General features: G+C 67.6%; 24 protein-coding genes. 4 read left to right on the forward strand and 20 right to left on the reverse strand.

Going from position 1 to position 23869, the window contains the following annotated elements:
• Positions 1-208 (forward strand): DNA translocase FtsK (locus tag ASE61_RS08135; RefSeq protein WP_156407021.1); only part of this gene is annotated, 208 nt, incomplete at its 5' end.
• 17 nt (positions 209-225) lie between these two features.
• Here the strand turns inward: ASE61_RS08135 and ASE61_RS08140 are convergent.
• The 18 genes from ASE61_RS08140 to ASE61_RS08225 form a co-directional block, all read right to left on the reverse strand.
• Complete coding sequence (locus ASE61_RS08140) at positions 226-1050, reverse strand: inositol monophosphatase family protein (RefSeq protein ID WP_061966402.1); 825 nt, start codon at positions 1048-1050, stop codon at positions 226-228.
• The gene (locus ASE61_RS08145) at positions 1047-1889 is read right to left on the reverse strand and encodes an endonuclease/exonuclease/phosphatase family protein (RefSeq protein ID WP_061966403.1); all 843 of its coding nucleotides are present in this window, start codon (positions 1887-1889) and stop codon (positions 1047-1049) included. The genes ASE61_RS08140 and ASE61_RS08145 overlap by 4 nt, the downstream gene beginning before the upstream one ends.
• Positions 1890-1903: 14 nt before the next feature.
• Positions 1904-2767, reverse strand: a complete 864-nt coding sequence (locus ASE61_RS08150) for a carbohydrate ABC transporter permease (RefSeq protein ID WP_082617300.1) — start codon at positions 2765-2767, stop codon at positions 1904-1906.
• A complete protein-coding gene (locus ASE61_RS08155) occupies positions 2764-3642 on the reverse strand; it encodes a carbohydrate ABC transporter permease (protein WP_061966404.1) in 879 nt (292 codons plus the stop codon). The genes ASE61_RS08150 and ASE61_RS08155 overlap by 4 nt, the downstream gene beginning before the upstream one ends.
• A gap of 10 nt (positions 3643-3652) precedes the next feature.
• Positions 3653-4942 carry an ABC transporter substrate-binding protein gene (locus ASE61_RS08160; RefSeq protein WP_061966405.1) on the reverse strand — a complete coding sequence of 430 codons (1290 nt, stop codon included), beginning with the start codon at positions 4940-4942 and terminating at the stop codon, positions 3653-3655.
• Between the two features lie 53 nt (positions 4943-4995).
• Positions 4996-6033: an ABC transporter ATP-binding protein gene (locus tag ASE61_RS08165; RefSeq protein WP_061966406.1), complete on the reverse strand. Its 1038-nt coding sequence runs from the start codon at positions 6031-6033 to the stop codon at positions 4996-4998.
• Positions 6034-6188: 155 nt separating this feature from the next.
• On the reverse strand, positions 6189-7475 hold the full coding sequence (locus tag ASE61_RS08170; protein ID WP_061966407.1) for an acyl-CoA thioester hydrolase/BAAT C-terminal domain-containing protein: 1287 nt from the start codon (positions 7473-7475) through the stop codon (positions 6189-6191).
• Positions 7476-7485: 10 nt separating this feature from the next.
• Positions 7486-9057 (reverse strand): ABC transporter substrate-binding protein, encoded by a 1572-nt coding sequence (locus tag ASE61_RS08175; protein WP_061966408.1) that lies wholly within the window; start codon positions 9055-9057, stop codon positions 7486-7488.
• Entirely contained in the window at positions 9054-10076 is a 1023-nt protein-coding gene (locus tag ASE61_RS08180; RefSeq protein ID WP_061966409.1) for an ABC transporter ATP-binding protein, read from the reverse strand. Before ASE61_RS08180 ends, ASE61_RS08175 begins: the two co-directional genes overlap by 4 nt.
• Positions 10073-11062, reverse strand: a complete 990-nt coding sequence (locus tag ASE61_RS08185; RefSeq protein ID WP_061966410.1) for an ABC transporter ATP-binding protein — start codon at positions 11060-11062, stop codon at positions 10073-10075. The genes ASE61_RS08180 and ASE61_RS08185 overlap by 4 nt, the downstream gene beginning before the upstream one ends.
• Positions 11059-11961 carry an ABC transporter permease gene (locus ASE61_RS08190; RefSeq protein ID WP_082617301.1) on the reverse strand — a complete coding sequence of 301 codons (903 nt, stop codon included), beginning with the start codon at positions 11959-11961 and terminating at the stop codon, positions 11059-11061. The genes ASE61_RS08185 and ASE61_RS08190 overlap by 4 nt, the downstream gene beginning before the upstream one ends.
• Complete coding sequence (locus ASE61_RS08195) at positions 11958-12932, reverse strand: ABC transporter permease (RefSeq protein ID WP_061966476.1); 975 nt, start codon at positions 12930-12932, stop codon at positions 11958-11960. Before ASE61_RS08195 ends, ASE61_RS08190 begins: the two co-directional genes overlap by 4 nt.
• Positions 12932-14386: a flavin-containing monooxygenase gene (locus ASE61_RS08200; protein WP_061966411.1), complete on the reverse strand. Its 1455-nt coding sequence runs from the start codon at positions 14384-14386 to the stop codon at positions 12932-12934. Before ASE61_RS08200 ends, ASE61_RS08195 begins: the two co-directional genes overlap by 1 nt.
• Positions 14383-15339 (reverse strand): LysR family transcriptional regulator, encoded by a 957-nt coding sequence (locus ASE61_RS08205; RefSeq protein ID WP_061966412.1) that lies wholly within the window; start codon positions 15337-15339, stop codon positions 14383-14385. Before ASE61_RS08205 ends, ASE61_RS08200 begins: the two co-directional genes overlap by 4 nt.
• A 1-nt stretch (position 15340) precedes the next feature.
• Positions 15341-15922: a peroxidase-related enzyme gene (locus ASE61_RS08210; RefSeq protein ID WP_061966413.1), complete on the reverse strand. Its 582-nt coding sequence runs from the start codon at positions 15920-15922 to the stop codon at positions 15341-15343.
• Positions 15919-16398 carry a hypothetical protein gene (locus ASE61_RS08215; RefSeq protein WP_061966414.1) on the reverse strand — a complete coding sequence of 160 codons (480 nt, stop codon included), beginning with the start codon at positions 16396-16398 and terminating at the stop codon, positions 15919-15921. Before ASE61_RS08215 ends, ASE61_RS08210 begins: the two co-directional genes overlap by 4 nt.
• Positions 16399-16522: 124 nt before the next feature.
• The gene (locus ASE61_RS08220; protein ID WP_156407022.1) at positions 16523-17350 is read right to left on the reverse strand and encodes a DUF2182 domain-containing protein; all 828 of its coding nucleotides are present in this window, start codon (positions 17348-17350) and stop codon (positions 16523-16525) included.
• Complete coding sequence (locus tag ASE61_RS08225; RefSeq protein ID WP_061966416.1) at positions 17347-18126, reverse strand: DUF899 domain-containing protein; 780 nt, start codon at positions 18124-18126, stop codon at positions 17347-17349. Before ASE61_RS08225 ends, ASE61_RS08220 begins: the two co-directional genes overlap by 4 nt.
• A gap of 116 nt (positions 18127-18242) precedes the next feature.
• On the opposite strand from ASE61_RS08225, the gene ASE61_RS08230 reads away from it, so the two are divergent.
• Both ASE61_RS08230 and ASE61_RS08235 read left to right on the forward strand, forming a co-directional pair.
• Positions 18243-19463 carry a hypothetical protein gene (locus ASE61_RS08230; protein WP_061966417.1) on the forward strand — a complete coding sequence of 407 codons (1221 nt, stop codon included), beginning with the start codon at positions 18243-18245 and terminating at the stop codon, positions 19461-19463.
• A 34-nt stretch (positions 19464-19497) separates the two neighbouring features.
• Positions 19498-20136: a glutaminyl-peptide cyclotransferase gene (locus ASE61_RS08235; RefSeq protein WP_061966418.1), complete on the forward strand. Its 639-nt coding sequence runs from the start codon at positions 19498-19500 to the stop codon at positions 20134-20136.
• Positions 20137-20279: 143 nt separating this feature from the next.
• Here ASE61_RS08235 and ASE61_RS08240 read toward each other — a convergent pair whose 3' ends face one another.
• The gene (locus ASE61_RS08240; RefSeq protein WP_061966419.1) at positions 20280-21443 is read right to left on the reverse strand and encodes a M20 aminoacylase family protein; all 1164 of its coding nucleotides are present in this window, start codon (positions 21441-21443) and stop codon (positions 20280-20282) included.
• Positions 21444-21625: 182 nt separating this feature from the next.
• Here ASE61_RS08240 and ASE61_RS08245 point away from each other — a divergent pair, with 182 nt between their 5' ends.
• Entirely contained in the window at positions 21626-22330 is a 705-nt protein-coding gene (locus ASE61_RS08245) for an SDR family oxidoreductase (RefSeq protein WP_061966420.1), read from the forward strand.
• 20 nt (positions 22331-22350) lie between these two features.
• On the opposite strand, the gene ASE61_RS08250 is transcribed toward ASE61_RS08245, so the two are convergent.
• The gene (locus tag ASE61_RS08250; RefSeq protein WP_061966421.1) at positions 22351-23868 is read right to left on the reverse strand and encodes a tripartite tricarboxylate transporter permease; all 1518 of its coding nucleotides are present in this window, start codon (positions 23866-23868) and stop codon (positions 22351-22353) included.
• Position 23869: the final 1 nt, after the last annotated feature.

Genomic DNA, 23869 nt, shown 5'->3' on the forward strand with positions numbered 1-23869 from the left:
CCCCTACGAGCAGGCTGTGGCGGTCGTGCTGCGGGACAAGAAGGCCTCGACCTCCTATATCCAGCGCCGCCTCCAGATCGGCTACAACCGCGCCGCCTCGATCATGGAGCGCATGGAGAACGAGGGCATCGTCGGACCCGCTAACCACGCCGGAAAGCGCGAAATCCTCGGGGAAAGCGCTCGCCCGCGCGACGAAGACGACGACTGAGCGGCGGCGGCTGCCACTCAGTCCAATAGGGTCGATCGAATTTCCTGCCAGCTCGCCTCGTCGGGCGCGCAGAGCAGCCCGGCCGAGCGCTCGGTCGGTGTATAGAGCCGGCCGTCGAGCAGGCGCGCATGGCCGCCGGATTCGCTGTAGAGCAGCACGCCCGGCGCATGGTCCCAGGGATTGAGGATGCCATAGAGCAGGAATTGCAGGCGCCCCGCCGCAGCCAAACGATATTCCTGCCCGCAGCAGCGCAGCGAACCGACTTCGAGGAAGGCGGGGAAGCGGCCGGGAAGCGTGCTGCGCAGCGGCTCGGGGAAATATTGCCAGCTCGCCATGCCGTTCATCTGCCGTATCGCGACGGGCGCTGCGACGCGCAGGTCACGGCTCGCGCCATCCGCGCGGCTGAGCCATGCGCCGCCGCCGCGCAGTGCCATGGCGCTGTCCTCGGCGGTGGGGTCATGGATCACGGCGGCGGCGATCTCGCCCCGGACGACGACCGCAGCCATCACGGCGAAGAGCGAGAGGTCGCTGGCATAGTTCAGCGTGCCGTCGATCGGGTCGATGACGAAGGCGAGCTCGGCTTCGGAAAGCTTCGAGAGCAGGGACGGGTCTTTCGTCACCGCCTCTTCGCCGATCAGCGCCGCGCCCGGAAAGGCCTTCGCCAGCTCGGCGCAGATGAAGCGTTCGGCTGCCTCGTCGGCTTCCGTGACGACATCGACCGGATTCTGCTTGGCGCGGATATCGCCATCCGCCAACCGGCGGAAACGCGGCATCACCTCGCGCCGCGCCGCCTCGCGCAGGATCGCGTCGAGCCGCTCGTGATCCTGCCGGGTGAAGATCATCCGAGATCGAACTCGACCAGGATCGGCTGGTGATCCGAGGCTCGCGTCTCGATGTCGTAGGTGATCGAACGAGCCCGCTGGGCGAGGTCCGGCGTCGCAAGCACGAAGTCGAGACAGCCCGGCGGGCCGTAGGTCTGGTCGCAGATGAAGGCGGAGGGCGGATGCGGTTCCGAGCCCTTCAGCACCGGCCAGAGATCGATCAGCGGCGGCACGTCGCCCTCGAACGGAGCGAGCAACTGCGCCAATCCGGCATCGTCCGGGCGCATGTTGAAATCGCCGGTCAGGATTGCGCTCGCCGCGTTCGGCGTCGGCGCATAGGTATGCGGGCCGGCTGCACGCGGCGTTACCTGCCGCGCGGCGGCCATGCGGTGGATCTGCCGGATGCCTTCGACCTGGGCGGCCCGCAATATGGGCGAAGAGTATTCCAGATGGGTCGTCATCACCCGGATCGGGCCGAAGGGCGTCTCGACCATCGCCTCGACCAGCACGCGTGGCATGTTGCGCGTCGCTGCCGCTTCCCAGGGAAGGACATGGCGCAGCGCCTGCGCCACGGGTAGCCGCGACAGGACGAGATTGCCGAAGCGCTTGCGGCCGCCGGCGCCATCCGGAACGTCGACGCCGATCGCCTCGATCGCGGTGAAGCCCGGCAGCAACTCGCTGAACAGGGCGAACTGGTCGGTGCGGTCATTGCCGTCGAGATCGGGGAAATTGGCTGCGACCTCCTGCAGGCAGAGCACGTCGAAATCCGCCATCTGCCTGGCGTGATCGATGATGCGGTGCGGGTCGACCTTCTCGTCGACGCCGCGGGCCCATTGGATGTTCCAGGTGATCAGTTTCATCGGCGTATCGGTCGTTACTTGATACCCGCGCGCATAAAACTCTGCACGAACTGGCGCTGGAACAGCAGGAAGCCGACGAGCAGCGGCGCCGAGGTCATCAATGTCGCTGCGCAGATCACAGCCCAATCGATGCCCTGGTCGGCCGAGGAGAACACCTGGAGGCCGACGGTCAGCGGGCGCGACTCGACCGAGTTCGTGACGAGCAGCGGCCAGAGGAAGTTGTTCCAGTGATAGCTGACCGAGACGAGGCCGTAGGCGATGTAGGTCGGCTTCGCCAGCGGGACATAGACCCGCATCAGCACTTGCAGCGGGCTCGCGCCCTCGACGCGGGCGGCGTCGTCGAGTTCCTTCGGCACGGTCTTGAAGGTCTGCCGCAGCAGGAAGATGCCGAAGGCCGAGGCGATATAGGGCAGGGCGATCGCCGGGATTGTGTCGATCAGGTTGAGCTTGGCGAGCGTGCGGTAGTTCTCGACGATCAGCGCGTCCGGCATGATCATGAGCTGCGCCAGGATCAGCACGAAGGCGATGTCGCGGCCCCAGAAATCCTGCCGTGCCAGCGCATAGGCGGCGAGCGTGCCCAGCACGATCTGGAAAACGAGGATCAGGGTGACCAGGATGAAGGTGTTGAGGAAATAGCGGGCGAAGGGCGCGGCTGCCCAGGCGCGGGTGAAATTGTCCAGCGTCAGCGGCGCGGTCAGCACGAAGCGGGTGGTGTATTCGGCCGGGTGGAACGCCGCCCAGACGGCATAGGCGAGCGGCAGCACCCAGAGCAGGGCGAGCAGGATCGCGCCGGTCGATTCCAGCGTGAGCGCGAGGCCCTTGGGCGCGTAAGGGTCAGCGCGCGCAGCCGTCGGAGCGGGGTGGGGCGCGGCGCTCATTGGTAATGCGTCCTGCGTTCGAGCCAGCCGTACTGGACGAAGGCGACGAGCGCGAGCAGAGCCAGCAGCACGCAGGTCAGCGTCGCCGCATAGGCCGTGTCCCAGAAGCCGAAGCCAACCTGGTAGATGTAGAACAGCAGCAGTGTCGTCGCGTTGTCCGGGCCGCCGCGCGTCATCACGAAGATATGGTCGACCATGCGGAAGGCGTTGATCACGGCATTGATCAGCACGAACAGCGTCGTCGGCATCAGGAGCGGGAACTGGATGCGCCGGAAGAAGGTCCAGCGCGAGGCGCCCTCGATCGCCGCCGCCTCGCCGAGGCTGGGCGGAATCGCCTGCAGCGCCGCGAGATAGAAGATCATGAAGAAGCCGGCTTCCTTCCAGATCGCGACGATGGTGATGGCGTAGAGCGCGGTGTCCTGCGAGCCCAGCCAGTTGGTCGAACGCGCGCCGAACAGGCCGGTGATCTGCTCCAGCAGCCCGTATTGCGGCGTGTAGAAGAACAGCCAGATATTGGCGACCGCGATCATCGGCAGGATCGTCGGTGTGAAGAAGGCCATGCGGACGAGCGTGCGCCCCGCGATCCTGTCGTTGACCCAGACCGCCATCAAGAGCGCCAGCGCGATCGATGTCGGGATCGTGCCGAGCGCGAACCAGAGATTGTTGCTCATCGCCTTCCAGAAGATCGGGTCGGCGAGCATCTGCTGGTAGTTATCGAGCCCGATGAAGCGCGCCGGGCGGCGCGCCTTCGGTGTCGAATGGAAGCTCTCGATGAAGCTCGCGACCGCGGGCCAATGCGTGAACAGGGCCAGGCACGCCATGGCCGGCAGCAGGAGCAGCCAGCCATGGAGCGTCGCGGTCGCGCGGTTCGTCATCTGGGCGGGATCAGCGATAGGCTTTGAGAATGCGCTCGGCCTCGGCCTGCGCCTCCTCCATTGCCTTCTGCGGCGCCTTGGTGCCGGTCAGTGCCGCCTGCAACCCGTCGTTCAGCGCCTTGGTGACGCGCTGGTTCTCATGGGTTGAGAGTTCGGCCACCGCGCTCGACAGCTGATCGCGTGCGACCAGCGCCGGCGGGAAATCGGCGACGTATTTCTTCATCGCCTCGGTCTCGTAGGCGGCCGGCGTGACGCCGACATAGCCGGTATTGATGCTCCACTGCGCCGCGCGTTCGGGCGTGGTGATCCAGCGCACGAACTTGAAGGCGGCTTCTTGCTCGGCCTTGGTCGCCTTCTTCGAGAGATAGAAATTGCCGCCGCCGGTGGGGCTGCCCGGCTTCTTGCCGGCCGGGAGAACCGCGACGCCGAAGGGGAACTTGGCGTTGGCGCGGACATTGGTGAGGTTGCCGGTGGTGGTCCACATCATCGCGACCTTCTTCTCGAAGAAGTCGCGCGGCGTGGTGCCCCATTCGACGATGCCGGGCGGATGGACCTTGTGCTTCTGCGCGAGGTCGACCCAGTACTGCAGGGCCTCGACCACACCCGGATTGGCGTAATCGGTCTTGTCGCCCGCGCTGTTGGCGAGGATCGCGCCGGCCTGGGTCGTGAGGCCCTGGAACAGCCAGTAGGGGAAGCCGGAGGAGGGGATCTGGATGCCCCATTGCGTGGTGTTGCCGGAGGCGTCGCGCTTGGTCAGTTTCTGCGCGAATTCGAGCTGTTCGGCCCAGGTCTTCGGCGGCTTCTCGGGATCGAGGCCCGCTTCCTTGAACAGTTCCTTGTTCCAGTACAGCACCACCGTGGAGCGCTGGAACGGGATGCCCCAGGTCTTGCCGCCGGTCTGGCTGTTCTCCATGAAGCCGGGGTAGAAGCCGGCAAGCCACTTCTTGTCCTCGTCGGTCTTGATGAAATCGTCGAAGGGCACGATCGCCTCTTCGTCGATCAGCGTGAACATGTCGGTCGAGAGCAGGACCGAGAGCACCGGCGGCGTGCCGCTCTTATGCGCGGTCAGCGCCTTGACGATGGTTTCCTGATAGGTGCCGGCATAGATCGGCTTCAGCTTGATGGACGGGTTGTCCTTCTCGAAGTCGGCGGCGTAGGTGTCGATCAGCTTGGTGATCGGGCCGCCGACGGCGACCGGATAGAAGAACGAGAGCTCGGTGCTCTGCGCCCGGGCGATGCCGGGTAGCGCAGTCGCGCCCGTAAGTGCGGCGGTGCCGCCAAGAAATTCACGCCTGTCCATGATGTCCTCTCTCCCTTGTTGGGATGGTCCGCTCGTCCGACGCTCCGGCCGGTTCAGTTGCGAACCACCTTCCGTTCCGACGCCAGGTCGAACCAGTGCAGCGCCGATTGTGACAACGTGATGTAGATCTGTTCGCCGGCTGTGATCCGGACCTTGCCGGGCCGCTTAACGATGAAGGAATGGCCGTCGATGCGGGTTTCCAGCAGCGTATCGGAGCCGAGATATTCGACCGCGACGACATCGGCGGCGACGCCGCTTGCGGTGATCTCCACCATCTCGGGGCGGATGCCGACGGCGAGGCTGGCGGGATCGAGACCATCGGGAGCGGTGATCGCGCCGCCGCGCGCCTGCACCGTCGCAAGCGGCAGCACGTTCATCGGCGGCGTGCCGACGAAGCGGGCCGCGAAGATCGTCGCCGGGTTCTCGTAGAGCACGTCCGGCGGGGCATCCTGCTCGATCCGGCCGTTGCGCATCAGCACGACCTGGTCGGCCATGGTCATCGCCTCGACCTGATCGTGAGTGACATAGACCATGGTCATGCCGAGCCGCTGCTGCAATTCGCGGATCTCGCGGCGCATCTCGACGCGCAACTGGGCGTCGAGATTGGAGAGCGGCTCGTCCATCAGACAGACCGGCGCCTCGGCGACTATGGCGCGGCCGAGCGCGACGCGCTGCTGCTGGCCGCCGGAGAGCTGCGAGGGCTTGCGCTCCAGCAGGGCGGAGAGCCCTAGGATCGAGGCGGCGCGGGCGAGGCGTTCATCGCGCTCGGCGCGCCCGACCTTGCGGACCTTGAGGCCGAACATGATGTTCTCCGCGACGCTCAGATGCGGGAACAGCGCGTAGTTCTGGAAGACCATGGCGATGCCGCGCTGCGAGGGCGAGGCATGGGTGACGTCGCGCCCGCCGATCGCGATCGTGCCGCTGCTGGTCTCCTCGAGCCCGGCGATCAGCCTGAGCGTGGTCGACTTTCCGCAGCCGGACGGGCCGAGCAATGCGACGAGATTGCCGCCCTCGACGGTGAAGCTGATGGCATCGACGGCGGCAGCACCACCCCAGCTCTTCGAAACCGTCTTCAGCGCTACAGAAACCATTCGTGATCCGGTGAGCCGAGGTCATGTTGAGCCGGCACAGCAGCGCTGCGCCGGCATGGCGTCAGCGGAGATGACGTGAAAATGCTTCCCCGCACAAGAGGTCGTGGCCCGCCGATGGGGTGGTGCACAGGTTCGCTCGTGCCGTGCGGGGACTGTCAGCCGGCTTGCTCGCGATGGCGCCTGAGGAAGGCAAGCGCTGCCTCCCAGGCACCGGCATTAGCCGCGGCATTCGCCGCCGGCGTGCCGCCCATCGTGGTCGCGATGCCGCTGACCGGGTGGCGATGGGCGATGCGCGTCGCGGGCACATGGGGAAACAGGATGGAATGGCCGGCCGCCGGCCAATTCTTCCAGAGAACCTCATGCGGATGCCCGGCCGCGAGCAGGCTCGACTGCACGATCAGCGAATAGAGATCGGAAGGCCACGCCCCGTCATCGCCGCCAGAGATGAGCAGCACCGGCCCGGCGATCCGCTCCACCGGGATGCGGGCGCGGGCCATTGCGGCGGGATCACTGAGCGCGGTCCGCATCGCATCGGCATTGCGGCGCATTTCGGTCGCCTCGTCATAGGGCTTCCAGCTTGCCGTGGCGTTGTCCTGCCATTGATGGACGAGCGGCTTGCCGTCGAGCGTCCAGCAGGGACCATCACGACCGAGGCCTGGAGCCGGGTCGGCGGCCGCCTGCCCGCCATGAACGAAGGCGCTCGGCACATAGCCCAGCACGGCCGAGACCTTGTCGGGGAAGGTTGCGCCGAGCAGGAGCGCCAGTTCGCCACCGCGCGATTGTCCGGCGACGGCGACGAAATCGTTTTTCGGGCGAACGCGGGCGCGCAGCCAGTCGAGCCCCCGCGCGAAATACTCCAGCGGCGTGTTCGAGATATATTTCGGCAGGCCGGGTGCGCCGAAATAGCCGAGCGCCAGCGCCGCGACGCCGCGCGAGGCCCAGAGCGCGGCGCGCGGCTCGTTGATGCCGCCGCCCGAGCCGTTGAGGATCATGATCGCCGGATGCGGGCCTTCGTCGGCCGGCAGGAACAGCGTGCCGACGAGTCCGTCTTCGGCGAGCGGATGCCGCGTCACGCCCTCGGCCATGAGAACTTGATTGAACTGTCCCGAAGCCATCGTCTCGCCGCCGATACGGGCGGTGAGCGTGGTTTCGAGCGGGCGAGACAGGTCGGCCGGGAACAGCTCGCCGGTGCCGGTCTGCGCCCAGACCAGCCCCATCGCCGCGACGCCTTCGTAATCGCCGCGCACCGGCGCGTCGCGTCCGAGGTGGATGCTGCCATCGGCCCCGGCAACGAACACCGCCTCAGCCCGCCAGACATGGCCATCGCGCGGGGTCTCCGCGGCGATGGTCACCTCCGCGCCCGCCGGCAGTCCCGTCAGGACAATCCGGCGGGATACGTCGATCAGGTCGATGGCGGGGCTGATCGCGAAGGCGGCGGGCATGGCGACGTCCTTACTTGGCCTTGCTGACCTGCATGGCGACGGTGCGGTCGCTGTGCCAGGGCACGACCTTCAGATCCGGCCGGCTCGCCCAGATGTTCTTGTAATGGTAGAGCGGCATGATCCCGACATCGTCCATCACGACCTTGACCGCGTCCTTGATGATCGCCTCGCGCTTGGCGTCGTCGAATTCCGCGCTGGCCTTGGCGAGGGCCTCGTCCAGCTTCGGGTTGCTGTAACGACCCCAGTTCGAGGCACCGAGGCCTTTCGAGGCGTTGGCGGTCGCGAGGATCGCGGTCATCGCATAGGTGCCTTCGCCGGTGCCGTTGCCCCAGCCGATCATGCTCATCGCATATTCGTTCTTGTTGGCTGCGCCGGAATAGACCGAGAAGGGCACGACCTCGACCTGCGTCTCGACGCCGATGCGGGTCCAGAACTGCGCGATCGCCTGCGCGGTCTCGGGCGCCAGCGGATAGCGCTCGCCCGGCACATGCATGGTCAGCTTGAAGCCATCGGGATAGCCGGCCTCGGTGAGCAGGGCCTTGGCCTTGTTGGGGTCGAGATCGATCTTGGCGCGGTCCGGATCGTAGCCGAAGCTCCCGGCCGGCATCCACTGCGATGCCACGGTCACGCCGCCGCGGGCGACGCGATCCGCGATCGCGTCGCGGTTGATCGCGATGGTGAGCGCCTTGCGGACACGGACATCGAGCAGCGGGTTCTTGTCGAGCGGCTTGCCGGCCTTGTCGGTGATGAATTTCGACGGGTTCGGGTTGAAGCTCGGCTGCATGATCAGGGCGCGCAGGCCCGGATAGGACCAGACCTTGACCTTGGGGTTCTTCTCGAGCTTCTCGATGTCGGAGAACGAGACCTTGTCGATGACGTCGACATCGCCCGAGAGCAGGGCGGCCGTGCGCGCCGCCGGATTGGCGATATAGCGGTAGTTGACCTTCTCCCACTCGGGCTTAGGCCCCCAGAAGCTGTCATTGCGCTTCATCTCGATGCGGTCGCCCGGCGTGTAGCTGACGAAGGCATAGGGGCCGTCGATCACCATCGCCTTGCCGCTGTTGTAGTCGTCCGTCGTCGCGGTCTGGCCGACATGCTTGCTGACGACATAGATGCTGGAGATGTTGATCGGCAGCAGCGGATCGGGCGCGCGGCTGGTGATCACCAGCGTGTGCGGGTCCTTGATCTCGACCTTGGCGACATTGCGCAGGAAGCCCTTGTAGCTCGCCACGCTGCCCGGCACGGCCTGGGCGCGCTCATAGGAGAAGGCGACGTCCTCGGCCGTGACCGGCTTGCCGTCGGTCCAGACCGCGTTCTCGCGCAGCTTGAACTCCCAGGTATTGGGCGCGAGGTTCTTCCAGGAGGCCGCGAGGTCGGGGACCACGCCGCCCTCGGTCTTCTGCGCGACGAGGCGCGACCAGAAATGCTGCGAGACCGAATGATCGCCGGCATGGTTGTTGAGCTGCGGGTCGATCGCCGAGACCGGGTCGCCGAAGGCGATGCGCAGGTCTTCCGCGTTGGCGGCGCCTGCGGCGGCGATCAGTGCCGCCGAAAGGGCGAAGGTGCTCAGTCTGGTCGTCATGCGATCTCTCCTGTTTGCGCGCGGGCCGGGGCCGCTGCGACGTCGTTGAGGTGGCAGGCAGAACGGTGGCCCGGCACGATCTCGCGCAGGGCGGGTCTTTCGACGCGGCAGCGGTCGAAGGCGGCCGGGCAGCGCGGGTGGAAATGGCAGCCGGGCGGCGGGGCGGCCGGGCTCGGGATCTCGCCCTTCACCGGCGCATAGACGCGCCGCCGCTGCTTCAGGTCGGGGATCTCCGCCAGCAGGCCCTGCGTATAGGGATGGTTCGGATGGGCGAAGAACCGGGCGGCCGGCGCATCCTCGACGATGCGGCCGAGATACATGATCACGACGCGGTCGGCGATGTGCTGCACGACGCGCAGGTCGTGGCTGATGAACAGATAGGTCAGGTCGAGATCGCGGCGCAGCTCCATGAACAGGTTGAGGATCTGCGCCTGGATCGAGACGTCGAGCGAGGCGACGGATTCGTCGCAGACCAGGAAACGCGGCTGCAGGGCGAGAGCCCGCGCGATCGAGATGCGCTGGCGCTGGCCGCCGGAGAACTGGTGCGGGAAGCGTTGGCGATAGGCCGGGTCGAGCCCGGCCCGACGCATCTGCGCGCAGACATACTCGTCGATCTCGGACCGCGAGGCGATGCCATGGACCAGCGGCGCCTCGCCGATCGCCTCCGCGACGCGCATGCGCGGGTTGAGGCTCGCCTGCGGGTCCTGGAAGATCAGTTGCACGTCGCGATGGACCGAGCGGTCGCCCTGCGGGGCGCGGCCGAAGACCTCGACCGTGCCGCTGCTCGGCGGCAGGAGGCCTGCGGCAATGCGCCCAAGCGTCGACTTGCCTGAGCCGGATTCGCCGACGAGCCCGACGAATTCGCCGGTCGGAATTGTCAGGTCGATGCCGTCGAGCGCGTGGATAACGGGCTGCCGCCTGGCGAGATGCAGCTTGACCGCGAGCCCGTCCGCACGGCCGAAGCGGCGGCTCAGATCGTGCGTCTCCAGCGCCGGAACGGAGGCGGGTTTCGTCGTCATGCCGCCACCTCGGCCGATGAAGCGGGGCCGGACAGGGGATGGAAGCAGCGCAGGCGATGCGCGCCCTCGGTGAAGGCTGGCTGACGCTCGCAGGCGTCGTCGCGGCGCGAGCAGCGCGGACCGAAGGCGCAGCCCTGGGGCGGGTCGACCATGTCGGGCGTCGTGCCGGGAATCTGCACCAGCATCGAGCCCGGCGCACTCGCCCCCGGCAGGCTGCCGATCAGCCCGGCCGTATAGGGATGGCTCGGCCGGTCTAGCACGGCATCGATTCCGCCATGCTCCACGATGCGCCCGGCATACATCACCGCGATCTCGTCGGCGATGCCGGCGATCACCGAGAGGTCATGGGTGATCCAGAGCAGGGCGGTGCCGCTTTCGCGGGTGAGCTGCTGGACCTCGGCCAGGATCTGCGCCTGGATGGAGACGTCGAGCGCGGTGGTCGGTTCGTCCGCGATGATCAGGTCAGGCTTGTTGATCAGCGCGATGGCGATGGCGACGCGCTGCCGCATGCCGCCGGAGAGCTGGTGCGGATAGGCGTCGAGCCGTGCCTCCGGGCTCGGGATGCCCATGGTGCCGAGCAGGTCGCGGGCACGGATGCGCGCCGAAGCGTCGTCGATCGTCTCATGCGCCCGGATCGTCTCGATCATCTGCGTGCTGATCCGGAGCACCGGGTTCAGTGTCATCATCGGGTCCTGGAAGACCATGGCGATGCGGTTGCCGCGCAGGCAACGCATAGCCTCCTCGTCGAGCCTGGTCAGATCCTGTCCGCGAAACAGGATCTCGCCGCCGACGACCTGGCCGGGCGGGTCGATCAGCCCCATGATCGAGAAGCCGGTGACCGACTTGCCCGAGCCGCTCTCGCCGACGAGGCCGAGCGTCTCGCCGGCCCGTAGGGTGAAGGAGACGTCGCGCACGGCGTCGAGGTCGCCGCGATCGGTGCGGAAGCGGGTGCGCAGGTTGCGGAGTTCGAGCAGCGGCGCGGTCATTTCAGCGCCCTCGGATCGAGCACTTCGCGCAGGCGGTCGCCGACGAGGTTGATCGCGACGATGGCCGTCAGCAGCGTCAGGCCGGGGAAGAAGCTGATCCAGTATTCGCCCGAGAGCATGAACTGGAAGCCGTTGGCGATGAGCAGGCCGAGCGAGGGCTGCGTCACCGGCGCGCCCAGGCCGAGGAAGGACAGCGTCGCCTCCAGCGTGATGGCGCGCGCGACCTGAAGCGCGCCGATGACGAGCAGTGGCGGTAAACAATTCGGCAGGACATGGCGCAGCAGGATGCGCGAGGTCGGCAGGCCGAGGCCGCGCGCGGCCTCGAAATAATCGCGCTTGCGCTCGACCAGCGCCTGGGCGCGGGCGGTGCGGGCATAATAGGCCCATTCCAGCAGCACCAGGGTCAGCACGACATTGCCGATGCCCTTGCCGAGCAGCGCCAGCATCAGGAGCGCGATCAGGATCGAGGGCAGCGACATCAGGAGGTCGACGAGCCGCATGATCAGCGCATCGATGAAGCCGCCGCTCCAGGCCGCGATCAATCCGAGCAGGATGCCGATGATGCCGGCGAGCACGGCCGAGCCGACGCCGACGGTCAGGCTTGTCCTGAGCCCGTAGAGGATCGCGGAGAACAGGTCGCGGCCCTGGCCGTCGGTGCCGAGCAGATAGGTGATGTCGCCGGTCGACGACACGGAGCCCGGCGTCATCCGGGCGTCGAGCACGTCGATCGCCGCGAGGTCGAACGGGTTCTGCGGTGCGATCTGCGGCGCGAACACGGCACCGATGACGAGCAACGTCATCAGGCCGAGCCCGATCCAGGCGGAGGGCGCGCGCAGGAAGCGGCGGAGCGCGCTGCTCGACGGGCGGCGGGCGGAAGCGGCGGCTGGAACCGTGGTCATGCCGAGGCCTCCTCGCGGACGCGCGGATCGAGGAAGCGATAGAGGATGTCGACGACGAGGTTGATGATGACGAAGAGCGTCACCACGACCAGCAGATAGGCCATCACCACCGGCCGATCGAGCGCGTTGATGCTGTCGAGGATGAGCTTGCCCGAGCCCGGCCAGGCGAAGATGCTCTCGGTCACCACGGCAAAGGCGATGGTCGAGCCGAGCTCGAGGCCAAGCACGGTGACCAGCGGGATCATGATGTTGCGCAGGATATGCATTATTACGATCCGGCCGCGGCGCAGGCCCTTGGCCCGTGCGAAGCGGACATAGTCGAGCGGCAGCACCTCGCGCACGCCGGCCCGCGTCAGGCGGATCACCAGCGAGACCTTGAACAGCGACAGGTTGATCGCCGGCAACAGCAGGTGGCGCCAGCCGTTGAGCGTCAGGAACGACCATTCGACGCCGAAGACGCGCACGGTTTCGCCGCGCCCGCTCGCCGGCAGCCAGCCGAGCGAGACGCTGAAGGTCATGATCAGCAGGAGCCCGACCCAGAAGGTCGGCAGCGAGAAGCCGAGGATGCTGCCGGTCTGGATCAGCTTCGACAGCAGGCGCTCGGGATAGAGCCCGGCATAGAGACCGAGCGGTACGCCGATGATGACCGCGAAGACCATCGCGGCGAAGGCGAGCTCCAGCGTCGCCGGCAGGCGCTGCAGGATCAGCGTCACCGCCGGCACGTTGTAGACGAAGCTGCGGCCGAGATCGCCCTGCAGGGCGCTGCCCGCAAAGTTGAGGTACTGCTGCCAGAGCGGGCGGTCGAGGCCGAGCCGGGCCACGAGCTCCGCCCGGTCGATCTGGGTCGCGTCAGGTGCCAGCAGGAGGTCGGCGGGGTTGCCGACGGCGTGCAGCCCGAGGAAGACCACGAGCGACATCGCGAAGATCACGAGAAGCGCCTGCGCGACGCGCTGGAGCAGCCACCCGAGCATCAGGCCGACACCTTCGTCGGTTCGGGCAGGATCGGTACCCATTCGTCGCCGAAGATCTCCGGCTCCGAATACGCCTGGCCGCGCTGGAAATGCACCTCGATATCCTCGCGGAACAGGCTCGACGCGATCGCCTGCGACAATCGCTCGGCACCGTCGCTGATCGCCGGGATGTCGCCGGAGACCGTGCCGTGAGACATCATCGCCGGGTAGCAGAAGCAGTGGATGCGCTCGAGTCCGGGGCAGGTGCCGGGTACTTTCGGCTGGAATTCGAAAGCAGGGCCGAGGTCGGGCATGGCGCCGAGGCTTGGCTCGGCATCATCGGGCATGCCGCGGTCGACCCAGTTGCGGGCGCTGGCCGCGATCTCCCTGAGGAAGGGCCTGCTGCCCCAATCGACCTTGAAGCCTGTCGAGAAGATCATGAAGTCGAAGCGCATCGTGCCGGCGCTGGTCTCGACGACGATCTCGTCGCCCTCCATCCGCGCCGAGATCAGCGCGGTGCCCTGCCGGAAGGAAGCGTGGGGATGGCGCGAGACGCGCAGCACGCTGGCGCGCGGCGGCGGCACCTGCTCGCGGGCGATATAGCTGTTGATCCGCCATTTCCAGGCATCGGGCAGATGGCGATAGCCGGCGATCGAGCCGGGATGGCCCATGCCCTTGCCGCGGTTGATGCGGGGGATGTCGCGGCGGCGGATCAGCAGGTCGACGCTGGCCGCGCCGGCTTCGAGCGCCGTGCCGGCGCTGTCCATCGCCGACGCGCCGGCGCCGATGACGGCGACGCGCTTGCCGCGGAGTTGCGCATAGTCGTTCTCATCCGAGGAATGCGCCCAGCGTGCGCGCGGCAGGCTCTCGGCGATCTCCGGCACGGCCGGGCCGCCGAGCCCGTCGCGGCCGGTCGCGAGCACGACATGGCGGGCGAGCACGCGCCGGCGGGTGCCAGCGGCGTCGATCTCCAGCGTCGCATGCTCGGGGCCGGGATGGATCATCGCGATCTCATGGCCGTTGCGGACATCGAGAGCGAGAACCTCGCGGAACCAGCGCAGATAGTCCATCCACATCAGCCGCGGGATCTTGTCGAGCGCCTCCCAGTCGGCAGCTTCGAACTGCGCCTCGAACCAGGCGCGGAAGGTCAGCGAGGGGATGCCGAGCGCCGGTCCCGTCAGGGTTTTCGGCGAGCGCAGCGTCTCCATCCGCGCCGTCGTCGCCCAGGGGCCTTCGAAGCCCTGCGGCCGGCGGTCGAAATTGACGGCACGCAGGCCGATATTCCGGAACGCCGCAGCCGCGGCGAGCCCGGCCATGCCGGCGCCGATGATCGCGACATCGAGCACAGGCTCGCCATCGACGCTGCGTTCCGGCACCCAAGGGGCAGCCGGCAGGGTCAGCAGTTCGAGCTCGCGGGCGACGCGGCGGTTCAGCGCTTCCAGCCCTTCAGGTGCAGCGGCCTGGTTTGTCGTCACAGCCGCGTCTCCTGTTTGGTCAGCGAGGCGAGCAGCGCCTGATGCTCTTCGGGGGGGATCAGGGCGAAATCGGCAATCCGCTTCTGCGCGCTCGTCTTGAGCGCGGCGATCAGGTCGCGGGCCTTGTCGGAGAGGGTGACGCCGCGCGCGGTGACGACGCCGAAGCAATAGGGGATCGAAGTCGCCAGCGGCAGGACGCGGATGCCGGGCGTCGGATTGCCGGTCAGCGTCAGCGGCTCGACGATGGCGATGCCGGCACCGGCCCGGATGAAGGACAGCACGTTCATGGTCGAGGTCGTGCGGATTCTCACCCGGACATCAACGCCGGCCGCGTGGAGCGCCGCGCGGATGCGCGCCGGAAAGCCGCGGCGCAGCGACATCCCGACAAGGTCGCGTCCGGCGAGGGCATGAAGATCGATCGGCCCTTCGATCTGGGCGAGCGGGTCGGTCTCGGGCACGGCGAGCACGCAAGGCGCCGTGCCCAGCCATTCCAGCGAGAGGTCGCGATGCAGCAGCGGCGCGCTGGTGGCGCCGAGCTGCGCATTGCCGGAGATCACCGCGTTCTGGACGCGGTCGGGATTCTCGACCTCGATCGCAAGCCTTGGCGCATCCGCCCCGTTCCAGGCATCGGTGAGCAGGCCGAAGGCGAGCGATGAGACCGCCGATATCCGGATCGGTGGCTCGGCCTCGCCGATCACCTCGCGGGCACGCTCCCACAGATTGACGAAGCCGGCCAGCGCCCGCTCGACATCGTCGCGCAGCACCATGCCCTTCTGCGTCAGCACCAGCCGCTGGCCGACACGCTCGAACAGAGGCTGGCCGAGATCGCGCTCCAGCTCCTGGATCATGCGGCTGACCGAAGGCTGGGACACGCCCAGATGCTTCGCCGCCGCCGTTACGCTGCCGAGCGAGGCGACCTGCAGATAGGCCTCGAGGATCTTGAGACGGCTCATCTCACCCGTCTTTGCGGACGGGGTCGCCGAGGATGTGCATCAGCCGGTTGGCCCAGCCGAACAGCGCCGTGGACAGGATGAGGTCGACGATCTCGGCCTCGTCCAGCCCGGCCTCGCGCAGGCGGGCGGTGTCGGCCTCGGTCACGGCCGGCGGCGATTGCGAGAGCTTCACCGAATAGTCGAAGATCGCCTGGTCGCGCGGGCCGAGCTTGGCCTTCTCGCCATTGGCGAAGAGTTCATCGGTGACGGCGGTGTCCTTGCTGAGCTGCGCATGGCGGGCGGCATGCACGGCGGCGCAGTAGATGCAACGGTTGACCACCGAGGCGCCGATCGCCCCGAGCTCGCGCTCGGCCCGGCTCAGGCCGCCCGGATCGTACATGATGCCGTTGAACAGCGGCGAGCGCACGTTGAGCGTCTCCGGATCATGCGCCAGCACCAGCACGTAATCCGAGACCTTGGTGTTGGACGGCGTGACCTTCAGCGCGTCGAGCTGTTCGGGGCTCGCCTTGGCGAGGTCGACGGGTGTCACCCGCGGCTGCCAGTCCGGCACATTGCGGGTGAAGCGATGCACGACCCGACTCATGCGGAGGCTCCCTTGAGAACGGCGAGCCCGGCGAGAACGCGACACTGATAGCTCATGAAGGCGTTGAGTTCGCAGAGCCGCACGATATCGGCCTCGGCCACGCCGGCCGCCTTGAGCCCCTCGATCTCTTCGGCCTGCACGGCGCGCGGCTGCGTCGCGACCCGGTCCATGAAGCTGATGACGCTGCGCTCACGGGGCTCGCGCCCGGTCTCAGCGGGGTCGGCGAGACCACGCAAGGCCGGATCGGTCACGCTGCCGAGATAATGCGCGGCCAGCTCCGGCAGCGCGTTCAGGGTCGCGATCCGGGCGGCAACGGCGCGGCGCCAGCCGGAGGGAAAGCCGCCGGCATCACGCGGATCGATGACGGCGCTTTCGGCCTGCCGGCTCATTTCGAAAATGGCACTGCGGGATTGCGCGGCGGCCGATGCGGCGGCGCCGATCCAGGGAGAGGCCTCAGGGTTGGCGGGTTGAGCCATGGCAATCCCTTTCATGCATCAACTTCGCTGCTTGATGCTTTCTGCGAATGAAGCAGCGAATTTGCGCCCCGTCAATGAGCTTTGCCGGCGTCATGCTAAACTGGCCCGGTTTGCGGGGAGCCGTTCATCCGAGCACCTGCACGAGCAGAAGCAGTCCGGCGGCGCTCATGATGACGCCGATGGCGTCCGCGATGCGTGTTTCCGCCGGCAAGAGGCGCTCGGCCGTGATGGCGATCGTCACGCCGGCCATCAGGCGCAGATCCATCAGGCCGCCCGCAGTCAGCGCCGCCATCGGGCCGAGACAGGACAGGCAGCAGCGCAGGCCGAGAATGGCGCCGGCCTCTACCGCCGCCATCGCGTTGGAATGGGTCCACGATGCGGGATGAGCCCCATGGCAATCAGCCAGAAGCCGGGCCTTCCAGCGCGAGGCTTGCGCAAGCCCGGCGATCAGGATCATCAGGGCACCCGCTGGCGGGCCGAGGCGCCCGAGCGAGGGAGACTGGAGCGCTGCCTGGGCCAGGCTCGCGCCGAGCAGGAAGGAGAGCAGGCCGAAGCCGATCCAGACGGCGAAATAGCTGGCGCCGATCAGCGCGGCGAGCCCGCCGGGCCGGGTGGCTCCAGCCGCGAGCATCGCCTTCCGATAGCGCCACAGCACTGGTGTCAGCGACGGCAGCATCATCGCGATCGTCATCACGAGCCACATGCCGAGGAAGCAGGCCGCGGTTTCGAACCACGACTGGCCGCAGAGCGGCAGCCAGATCCCCGAGAGCAGCCAGCCGCCGGCCATCGGCACCGCGCCCATCGTTTCCATCGCCGCGCAGGACAGGGCTGTGGCGACGAGCGCGGCGGCGAAGAGCAGGGCTGCGCTTCCAACGAAGACGAGCGGAGCCCCGCGCCCGGCCTCTCGACCGGACGCGGGGCTCGTCTCGCAACCTGTCCGGGTCGCGCTCACGACACGGCTTGGCGGGCCGCGTAGCGGTCGCGATGGAGCCACCACGGCCCCTGCGCCTCGTTGCGGCCCTTCGGCGCCCGATCGAGCCAGGCATACATGCCCCAGACGCCGTCCACGCCGCGCGAATAGCTGGAATAGGTGTGGTAGATCGCGCCGTCCTCGCGGATGAAGGCGCTCAGGCCCGGCCGGTCGCGGTGATAGGTGGGGACGTCGACCCCGGACATCCCGGCGAGCGAGCGCTCGATCGCGTTGCCGTCGGTCCGCCACTCGAATTTCGGCTGGTGGCGGAAATTGTAGTCGATGCCCTGCGTCCGCTCCTGCATCTCGGTGAAGGAGACGTTGTAGTCGAAATTGAAGTCGCTCTCGCCGGACGAGGCCCAGGGGAAGCTCCAGCCCATGCGCTCGCGGAAGGCGAGGAGCTTGTCGATCGGCGCCCGCGAGACCGCCCAGAGCATCACGTCGTGATGGGCGAGATGCGTCGCCGAGCCGTTGAACCCGTCGGCGATCGCCGAGCAGGACGGGCAGCCGGCCTTGTAGTCCGGTCCGAACATGAAATGATAGACGAGGAGCTGCGAGCGCCCCTGGAAGAGCTCGGCCAGCGAGGCGTCGCCCTGCTCGGTCTGGAAGACGTAGTCTTTCTCGACCTTGACCCAGGGCAGCGCCTGCCGCCGCTCGGCGAGCGCATCGCCCTGCCGCGTATACGCCTTCTCGGCCTCGAGCAGTTCGAGCCTTGCGGCAAGCCATTCTTCGCGCGTTCCGATCGCATGACTGGTCATGATGTCTCACTCCTGTCGCCAGATGTTCGCGCCGCCTCGACACTCGATGCGGCGTCACGATCGGTGGTAAGGCGGAGACGACAGGCGGTGGGAGTGACAAGTTTGGCGGGATTCCGATGGACTCGCTGATCACGGCGGCGGCGCAGGCCTTGGCGAAGGGCGACCCGCTGGGGGCGCTGAACCGCGTCGCCTTGCGGGATGACGCGCCCGCCTTGGCGCTGCGCGGCATCGCGATGGCGCAGCTTGGCGATTTCGCCCGCGCCAAGCTTTTGCTGCGCCGTGCCGGCCGCGCCTTTGGGGTGAGGGAAGCGGTCGCCCGCGCTCGTTGCACGGTCGCCGAGGCGGAGGTCGCCCTCGCGGCGCGCGATCTCGGCTGGGCTCCCGGCAGGCTCGATGAAGCCGGCGCGGTGCTCGAAGCCCATGGCGATCGCGCGAACGCCGACCATGCACGCCTGCTCGACATCCGCCGCCTGCTGCTGATCGGCCGGCTTGGCCATGCGGGCGAACGGCTCGCCGGTATCGATCCCGCGCAGTTGCCGGCACCGTTGCGGGCTGTCCACGGATTGGCAAGCGCCGGCATCGCTTTGCGCCAGATGGAAGCGCGAAACGCACGGGCCGCGCTGGTGGAAGCGCGCGAGGCCGCCGGTCGCGCCGGAATCCCGGCGCTGATCGCCGAAGTCGAAACTGCAAGCCGCCTGCTCGAAGAGCCGGCCGCGCGCCTGATCGCGGATGGTGTCGAGCGCTCCTTGTTGCTCGACGAGGTCGAAGATTTGCAGGCATCGCAGGCGCTGATCGTCGATGCCTGCCGCCATGGCGCGCGCGACCGGGCCAGCTTCGTGTCGCTGGCGACGCGCCCCGTGCTCTTCGCCCTGTTGCGGACGCTGGCCGAGGCCTGGCCCAAGGATGCGCCGCGCGACGTGCTGATTGCCGGCGCCTTCGGCTCGCGCTTCACCGATGAATCGCACCGGGCAAGGCTACGCGTCGAGATCGGCCGCCTGCGCGCGGCGTTGCGGCCGCTGGCGCGGATCAGCGCGACGGAAGCCGGCTTCATCATAGCGCCGCGTCGCGCGGGCGGGATCGTGGTGCTGGCGCGCCCGGTCGAGGAGAAGCATGCCACGCTGCTCGCCCTCATGACTGACGGCGAGGCATGGTCGAGCTCCGCCTTGGCGCTGGCGCTTGGATCGAGCCAGCGCAGCGTCCAGCGCGCGCTCGATGCCCTCGCCGAAGCTGGCAAGATCCAGTCTTTCGGGCAGGCACGGGCGCGCCGCTGGGTGATGCCGCCGATGCCGGGTTTCGCGACGAGTTTGTTACTCACAGCGTCCTGGCCGGCTGGCTAGGGTCCAGCATCGCAACAGACGCAGGAGCCAGGCTATGACGATCACAAACGCCGATATCACCCGTACCTACGGCCCGTTTCCAGGTGTCGAGAAGGTTCATGGCGTCAGTTTCGACGGCGCCAATGTCTGGTTCGCCTCCGGCGACAGGCTGAACCAGCTCGATACCGTCAAGGGTGAGATCATTCGCACCATCGACGTGCCCGCCCATGCCGGCACGGCCTTCGACGGCACGCATCTCTTCCAGATCGCCGAGGACCGTATCCAGAAGATCGATCCGCAGACGGGCTCCGTGCTCGGCACGATCCCCGCACCCGGCAAGGGCGGCGATTCCGGGCTCGCCTGGGCCGAGGGCTCGCTCTGGGTCGGCCATTACCGCGAGCGGAAGATCCACCAGATCGACCCGGCCACGGGCAAGGTGCTGCGCAGCATCGAGACCAACCGCTTCGTCACTGGCGTGACCTGGGTCGACGGGGAGTTGTGGCACGGCACCTGGGAAGAGGGCGAAAGCGAATTGCGCCGGATCGACCCCGCGACCGGCAAGGTCCTTGACGCGCTCGCCATGCCGCCCGGGGGCGGCCTCTCCGGGCTGGAATCGGATGGCGCCGGGCTGTTCTATTGCGGCGACGGCGACAAGAGCACGCTGCGGGCCGTACGGCGGCCGAAGCGCGCCTGAGTATTGGGACATGAGCCTGTTTGACACAGGCTCATGTCTACGCCGGCCGGAATAGGGTTTGGCTCCATAGATCAGGGGATGTTTGCAAGGCTCTTCCCCGGGAGTGCTGCCGCGGAAAAGATTTCTCCTTGTGCAGCCGAAGCTCAGCCCTCAGGCAGCCTGTGCCTGATGATCCCGGCATGGAACCGCGCGCCGTGGATCAGGCCGCGATCATCGAAATCATAGGACGGGTTGTGCAGCGGCGCCGAAGCCTCGCCGTTGCCGACATAGGCGAAACAGCCGGGCACATGGTCGAGGAAGCGGGCGAAATCCTCCGAGCCCGTCATCGGCTCGGATGCGATCGCGACATTGTCGTCGCCGAGCACGATCCGGGCGGCGGCCAGCGCTTCCTGCGAGAGCGCTTCGTCATTCACCAGCGGCACGAATTCGCGCGTATAGGTCAGCTCGTGGCTGAGGTTGTAGCTATCAGCCGTGCCGCGCGCGATGATGCCCATCTGGCGCTCGATCGCGGCGCTGACCTCAGGCCGGAAGCTGCGGGCGTCGCCGAGGATGCGCGCGGTCCCCGGCAGCACGTTGCGGGTGCCGTCGGTCAGCAGCTCGGTCACCGAGACCACGGCGATATCGGCAGGGCTCAGGCGGCGCGAGACGATGGTCTGGAGCTGCATCACGAGCGCGCAGGCGGCGACCAGAACCTCGCTGCCGGCATGGGGCTTTGCCGCATGGCCGCCGACGCCCTTCAGCACGATCTCGAAATTATCCTCGGCCGACATGAAGGAGCCGGCGCGCGTCTGGAACTGCCCGACGGCGAGGCCGGGCATGTTGTGCAGGCCGTAGATTTCCTCGAACGGGAAACGCTCCATCAGCCCGTCGTCGAGCATGGCGAGCGCGCCGCGCCCCCATTCCTCGGCCGGCTGGAACAGGAAGCGCACGGTGCCGTCGAAGCCGCCTTCCTCCGCCAGCAGCCTGGCCGCGCCGAGCAGCATCGCTGTATGGCCGTCATGGCCGCAGGCATGCATCACGCCGAGTGTCTGCGAGCGATAGGGCTGTCCGCCCTGTTCGGTGATCCGCAATGCATCCATGTCGGCGCGGAGCGCGATGGCGCGGTTGCCGCTCCCGCGCTTGAGCGTGCCGACGACGCCGGTGCCGCCGACGCCCTCGACGACCTCGTCCAGGCCGAATTCACGCAGCTTCGCGGCGACGAAGGCGGCTGTCCGCTTCTCCTCGAAGCCGAATTCGGGATGGTTATGCAGGTGGCGGCGCCACGCTGTCATCTGCGACTGGAGATCGTCGAGATCGAGCTTGGGCATCGGAGCAGCCTCGCTTCACAGGGATGCGAAGGGATAATGCAGATGCGCCGAAAGAAGCGCTGCAATCCTGTCGGCCGGATGCAAATTTCTTTCACCGAGTGGCAGGAGACGCGTTCGTCACGACCTGGCCGGAATGCTAGGAACGTCGCAGGATTTCGAGTCGGTGGATGCAGGAGGATGGAATGGCAGCGGAAAAGGTAGCCCTGATCACGGCGGGCGGCAGCGGCATGGGCGCTGCGGCGGCGAGGCGCCTGGCGGAGGACGGTTTCGCCGTCGCCATCCTCTCCTCCTCCGGCAAGGGCGAGGCATTGGCGGCAGAGCTCGGCGGCATCGGCGTCACCGGCTCCAACCAGTCGAACGACGACCTGAAGCGCCTCGTCGATCTCGCCATGGAGCGCTGGGGGCGCGTCGACGTCCTGGTCAACAGCGCCGGCCACGGCCCGCGCGCGCCGATCCTCGACATCACCGACGAGGACTGGCACCGCGGCATGGATACCTATCTGCTCAACGTCATCCGGCCGGTCCGGCTGGTGACGCCGATCATGCAGCGTCAGAAGGCCGGCTCGATCGTCAACATCTCGACAGCCTGGGCCTTCGAGCCGAGCGCGATGTTCCCGACCTCGGCGGTGTTCCGGGCGGGGTTGGCCTCCTTCACCAAGATCTTCGTCGATGCCTATGCGGCCGACAATATCCGCATGAACAACGTGCTGCCCGGCTGGATCGACAGCCTGCCGGCGACCGAGGAGCGGCGGCAGGGCGTGCCGATGCAGCGTTACGGCACCAGCGCCGAGATCGCCGGCACCATTGCCTTCCTGGCCTCGAAGGACGCCGCCTACATCACCGGCCAGAACCTCCGCGTCGACGGCGGCGTCACCCGCTCGATCTAAACCTTATTTCCGGGCGCCGTTCAGGCGCCCGGCTTTCCGGCCTCGGCCACCGGCACGGCCGGATGAAGCTTCGGCTTGCGGATCAATGGCAGGCCGATGGCGACGATCGCCAGGAGCCAGAGAATGACGCTGGTCGGTGTCGAGAACAGGATCTCGTAGCCGCCATCTGACAAGGACAGCGCCCGGCGGAAATTGTCCTCCAGCAATCGCGCCAGCACGAAGGCCAGCATCAGCGGGATCAGCGGAATGCCGACCTTGCGCAAGGCATAGGCGAGGATGCCGATCCCGGTGGTAATGAGCAGCTCGAAAGCGGAATTCGAGACGGCGTAGACCCCGGCATAGGACAGGGCGAGGATGCCGGGATAGAGGATCCAGGCCGGCACCAGCAGCAGGCGTGCGAACAGCCCGACCAGCGGTAGGTTGAGCACCAGCAGCATCAGATTGCCGATATACATCGAGGCGATCAGGCCCCAGGCGACCTCAGGCCGCTGGGTGAAGAGCAGTGGGCCGGGCGTGATCGAATACATCATGAAGGCGCCGAGCATCACCGCAGTCGTGCCCGAGCCTGGAATACCGAGCGCCAGCATCGGCACCATCGAAGCGGTCTGCGCGGCGTTATCCGCAGTTTCGGGCGCTGCCAGGCCGCGCATGTCGCCCTTGCCGAAGCTGCCCTTGTCGGAGACGCGCTTCTCGGCGGTATAGGCCATGGCGGAGGCGACCGAGGCGCCGGTGCCGGGCAGCACGCCGAGGAAGAAGCCGATGCCCGTCGCGCGCAGCATCGCCGGCGTGCAGAACAGGATTTCCCGGAACGTCAGGCGTGCCCCGTCTCCGGTGCGCGAGACGGTGCCGCTGATCATCCCCTCCGCCAGCATCAGGATTTCGGCGACCGCGAAGAGGCCGATGGTCAGGCTGGTGAAGTCGATGCCGCCCAGGAGCTCGAGCGAGCCGAAGGTGAAACGTTCGACGCCGGTGCCGCCATCGATTCCGACCATGGCGAGCAGGAGCCCGAGCGCGACGGCGATCCAGGTCTTCACCGCCTTGCCCTCGCTCATCGTGCCGAGCAGCGCGAAGGACAGGACCATCAGCGCGACATAGTCGGCCGGGCCGAAGGACAACGCGAGCCGCGCCAGCGGCACGGCCAGGAAGGTCATCAGGACGACGGCGCTGGTGCCGCCGACGAAGCTGCCGATGCCACTGATGGCGAGCGCCGCCGCACCGCGCCCGGATTTGGCCAGCGGATAGCCGTCGAGCGTCGTCATCACCAGGCCGGGATCGCCGGGTATGTTGAGCAGGATCGAGGAGATGCGGCCGCCATAGCCGCTGCCGTAATAGAGCCCGGCGAGCAGGATCAATGCCGTCTCCGGCGGCAATTTCAGCGCGAAGCAGAGCGGCAGCAGCAGGGCGACGGCATTGATCGGACCGATGCCGGGCAGTGCGCCGATTGCGGTGCCGAGCGCCACGCCGGCAAAGGCGACGGCAAGGTTGAGCGGGGTGAGCGCGACCTCGAAGCCGGTGATGAGGGCGGCGAATGCGTCCATC

This window comes from Allobosea sp. Root670, from assembly GCF_001429415.1.
GTDB lineage: Bacteria > Pseudomonadota > Alphaproteobacteria > Rhizobiales > Beijerinckiaceae > Allobosea > Allobosea robiniae.

Bases quoted from the DNA above. Each gene is read 5' to 3' on its own strand.
- ASE61_RS08155 (WP_061966404.1), bottom strand. From the start codon at position 3,642: ATGACGAACCGCGCGACCGCGACGCTCCATGGCTGGCTGCTCCTGCTG.
- ASE61_RS08140 (WP_061966402.1), bottom strand. From the start codon at position 1,050: ATGATCTTCACCCGGCAGGATCACGAGCGGCTCGACGCGATCCTGCGC.
- ASE61_RS08240 (WP_061966419.1), bottom strand. From the start codon at position 21,443: ATGCCCAAGCTCGATCTCGACGATCTCCAGTCGCAGATGACAGCGTGG.
- ASE61_RS08245 (WP_061966420.1), top strand. From the start codon at position 21,626: ATGGCAGCGGAAAAGGTAGCCCTGATCACGGCGGGCGGCAGCGGCATG.
- ASE61_RS08250 (WP_061966421.1), bottom strand. From the start codon at position 23,868: ATGGACGCATTCGCCGCCCTCATCACCGGCTTCGAGGTCGCGCTCACC.
- ASE61_RS08205 (WP_061966412.1), bottom strand. From the start codon at position 15,339: ATGAGCCGTCTCAAGATCCTCGAGGCCTATCTGCAGGTCGCCTCGCTC.
- ASE61_RS08190 (WP_082617301.1), bottom strand. From the start codon at position 11,961: ATGACCACGGTTCCAGCCGCCGCTTCCGCCCGCCGCCCGTCGAGCAGC.
- ASE61_RS08235 (WP_061966418.1), top strand. From the start codon at position 19,498: ATGACGATCACAAACGCCGATATCACCCGTACCTACGGCCCGTTTCCA.
- ASE61_RS08210 (WP_061966413.1), bottom strand. From the start codon at position 15,922: ATGAGTCGGGTCGTGCATCGCTTCACCCGCAATGTGCCGGACTGGCAG.
- ASE61_RS08230 (WP_061966417.1), top strand. From the start codon at position 18,243: ATGGACTCGCTGATCACGGCGGCGGCGCAGGCCTTGGCGAAGGGCGAC.
- ASE61_RS08160 (WP_061966405.1), bottom strand. From the start codon at position 4,942: ATGGACAGGCGTGAATTTCTTGGCGGCACCGCCGCACTTACGGGCGCG.
- ASE61_RS08150 (WP_082617300.1), bottom strand. From the start codon at position 2,767: ATGAGCGCCGCGCCCCACCCCGCTCCGACGGCTGCGCGCGCTGACCCT.
- ASE61_RS08185 (WP_061966410.1), bottom strand. From the start codon at position 11,062: ATGACCGCGCCGCTGCTCGAACTCCGCAACCTGCGCACCCGCTTCCGC.
- ASE61_RS08195 (WP_061966476.1), bottom strand. From the start codon at position 12,932: ATGCTCGGGTGGCTGCTCCAGCGCGTCGCGCAGGCGCTTCTCGTGATC.
- ASE61_RS08225 (WP_061966416.1), bottom strand. From the start codon at position 18,126: ATGACCAGTCATGCGATCGGAACGCGCGAAGAATGGCTTGCCGCAAGG.
- ASE61_RS08175 (WP_061966408.1), bottom strand. From the start codon at position 9,057: ATGACGACCAGACTGAGCACCTTCGCCCTTTCGGCGGCACTGATCGCC.
- ASE61_RS08170 (WP_061966407.1), bottom strand. From the start codon at position 7,475: ATGCCCGCCGCCTTCGCGATCAGCCCCGCCATCGACCTGATCGACGTA.
- ASE61_RS08180 (WP_061966409.1), bottom strand. From the start codon at position 10,076: ATGACGACGAAACCCGCCTCCGTTCCGGCGCTGGAGACGCACGATCTG.
- ASE61_RS08145 (WP_061966403.1), bottom strand. From the start codon at position 1,889: ATGAAACTGATCACCTGGAACATCCAATGGGCCCGCGGCGTCGACGAG.
- ASE61_RS08165 (WP_061966406.1), bottom strand. From the start codon at position 6,033: ATGGTTTCTGTAGCGCTGAAGACGGTTTCGAAGAGCTGGGGTGGTGCT.
- ASE61_RS08215 (WP_061966414.1), bottom strand. From the start codon at position 16,398: ATGGCTCAACCCGCCAACCCTGAGGCCTCTCCCTGGATCGGCGCCGCC.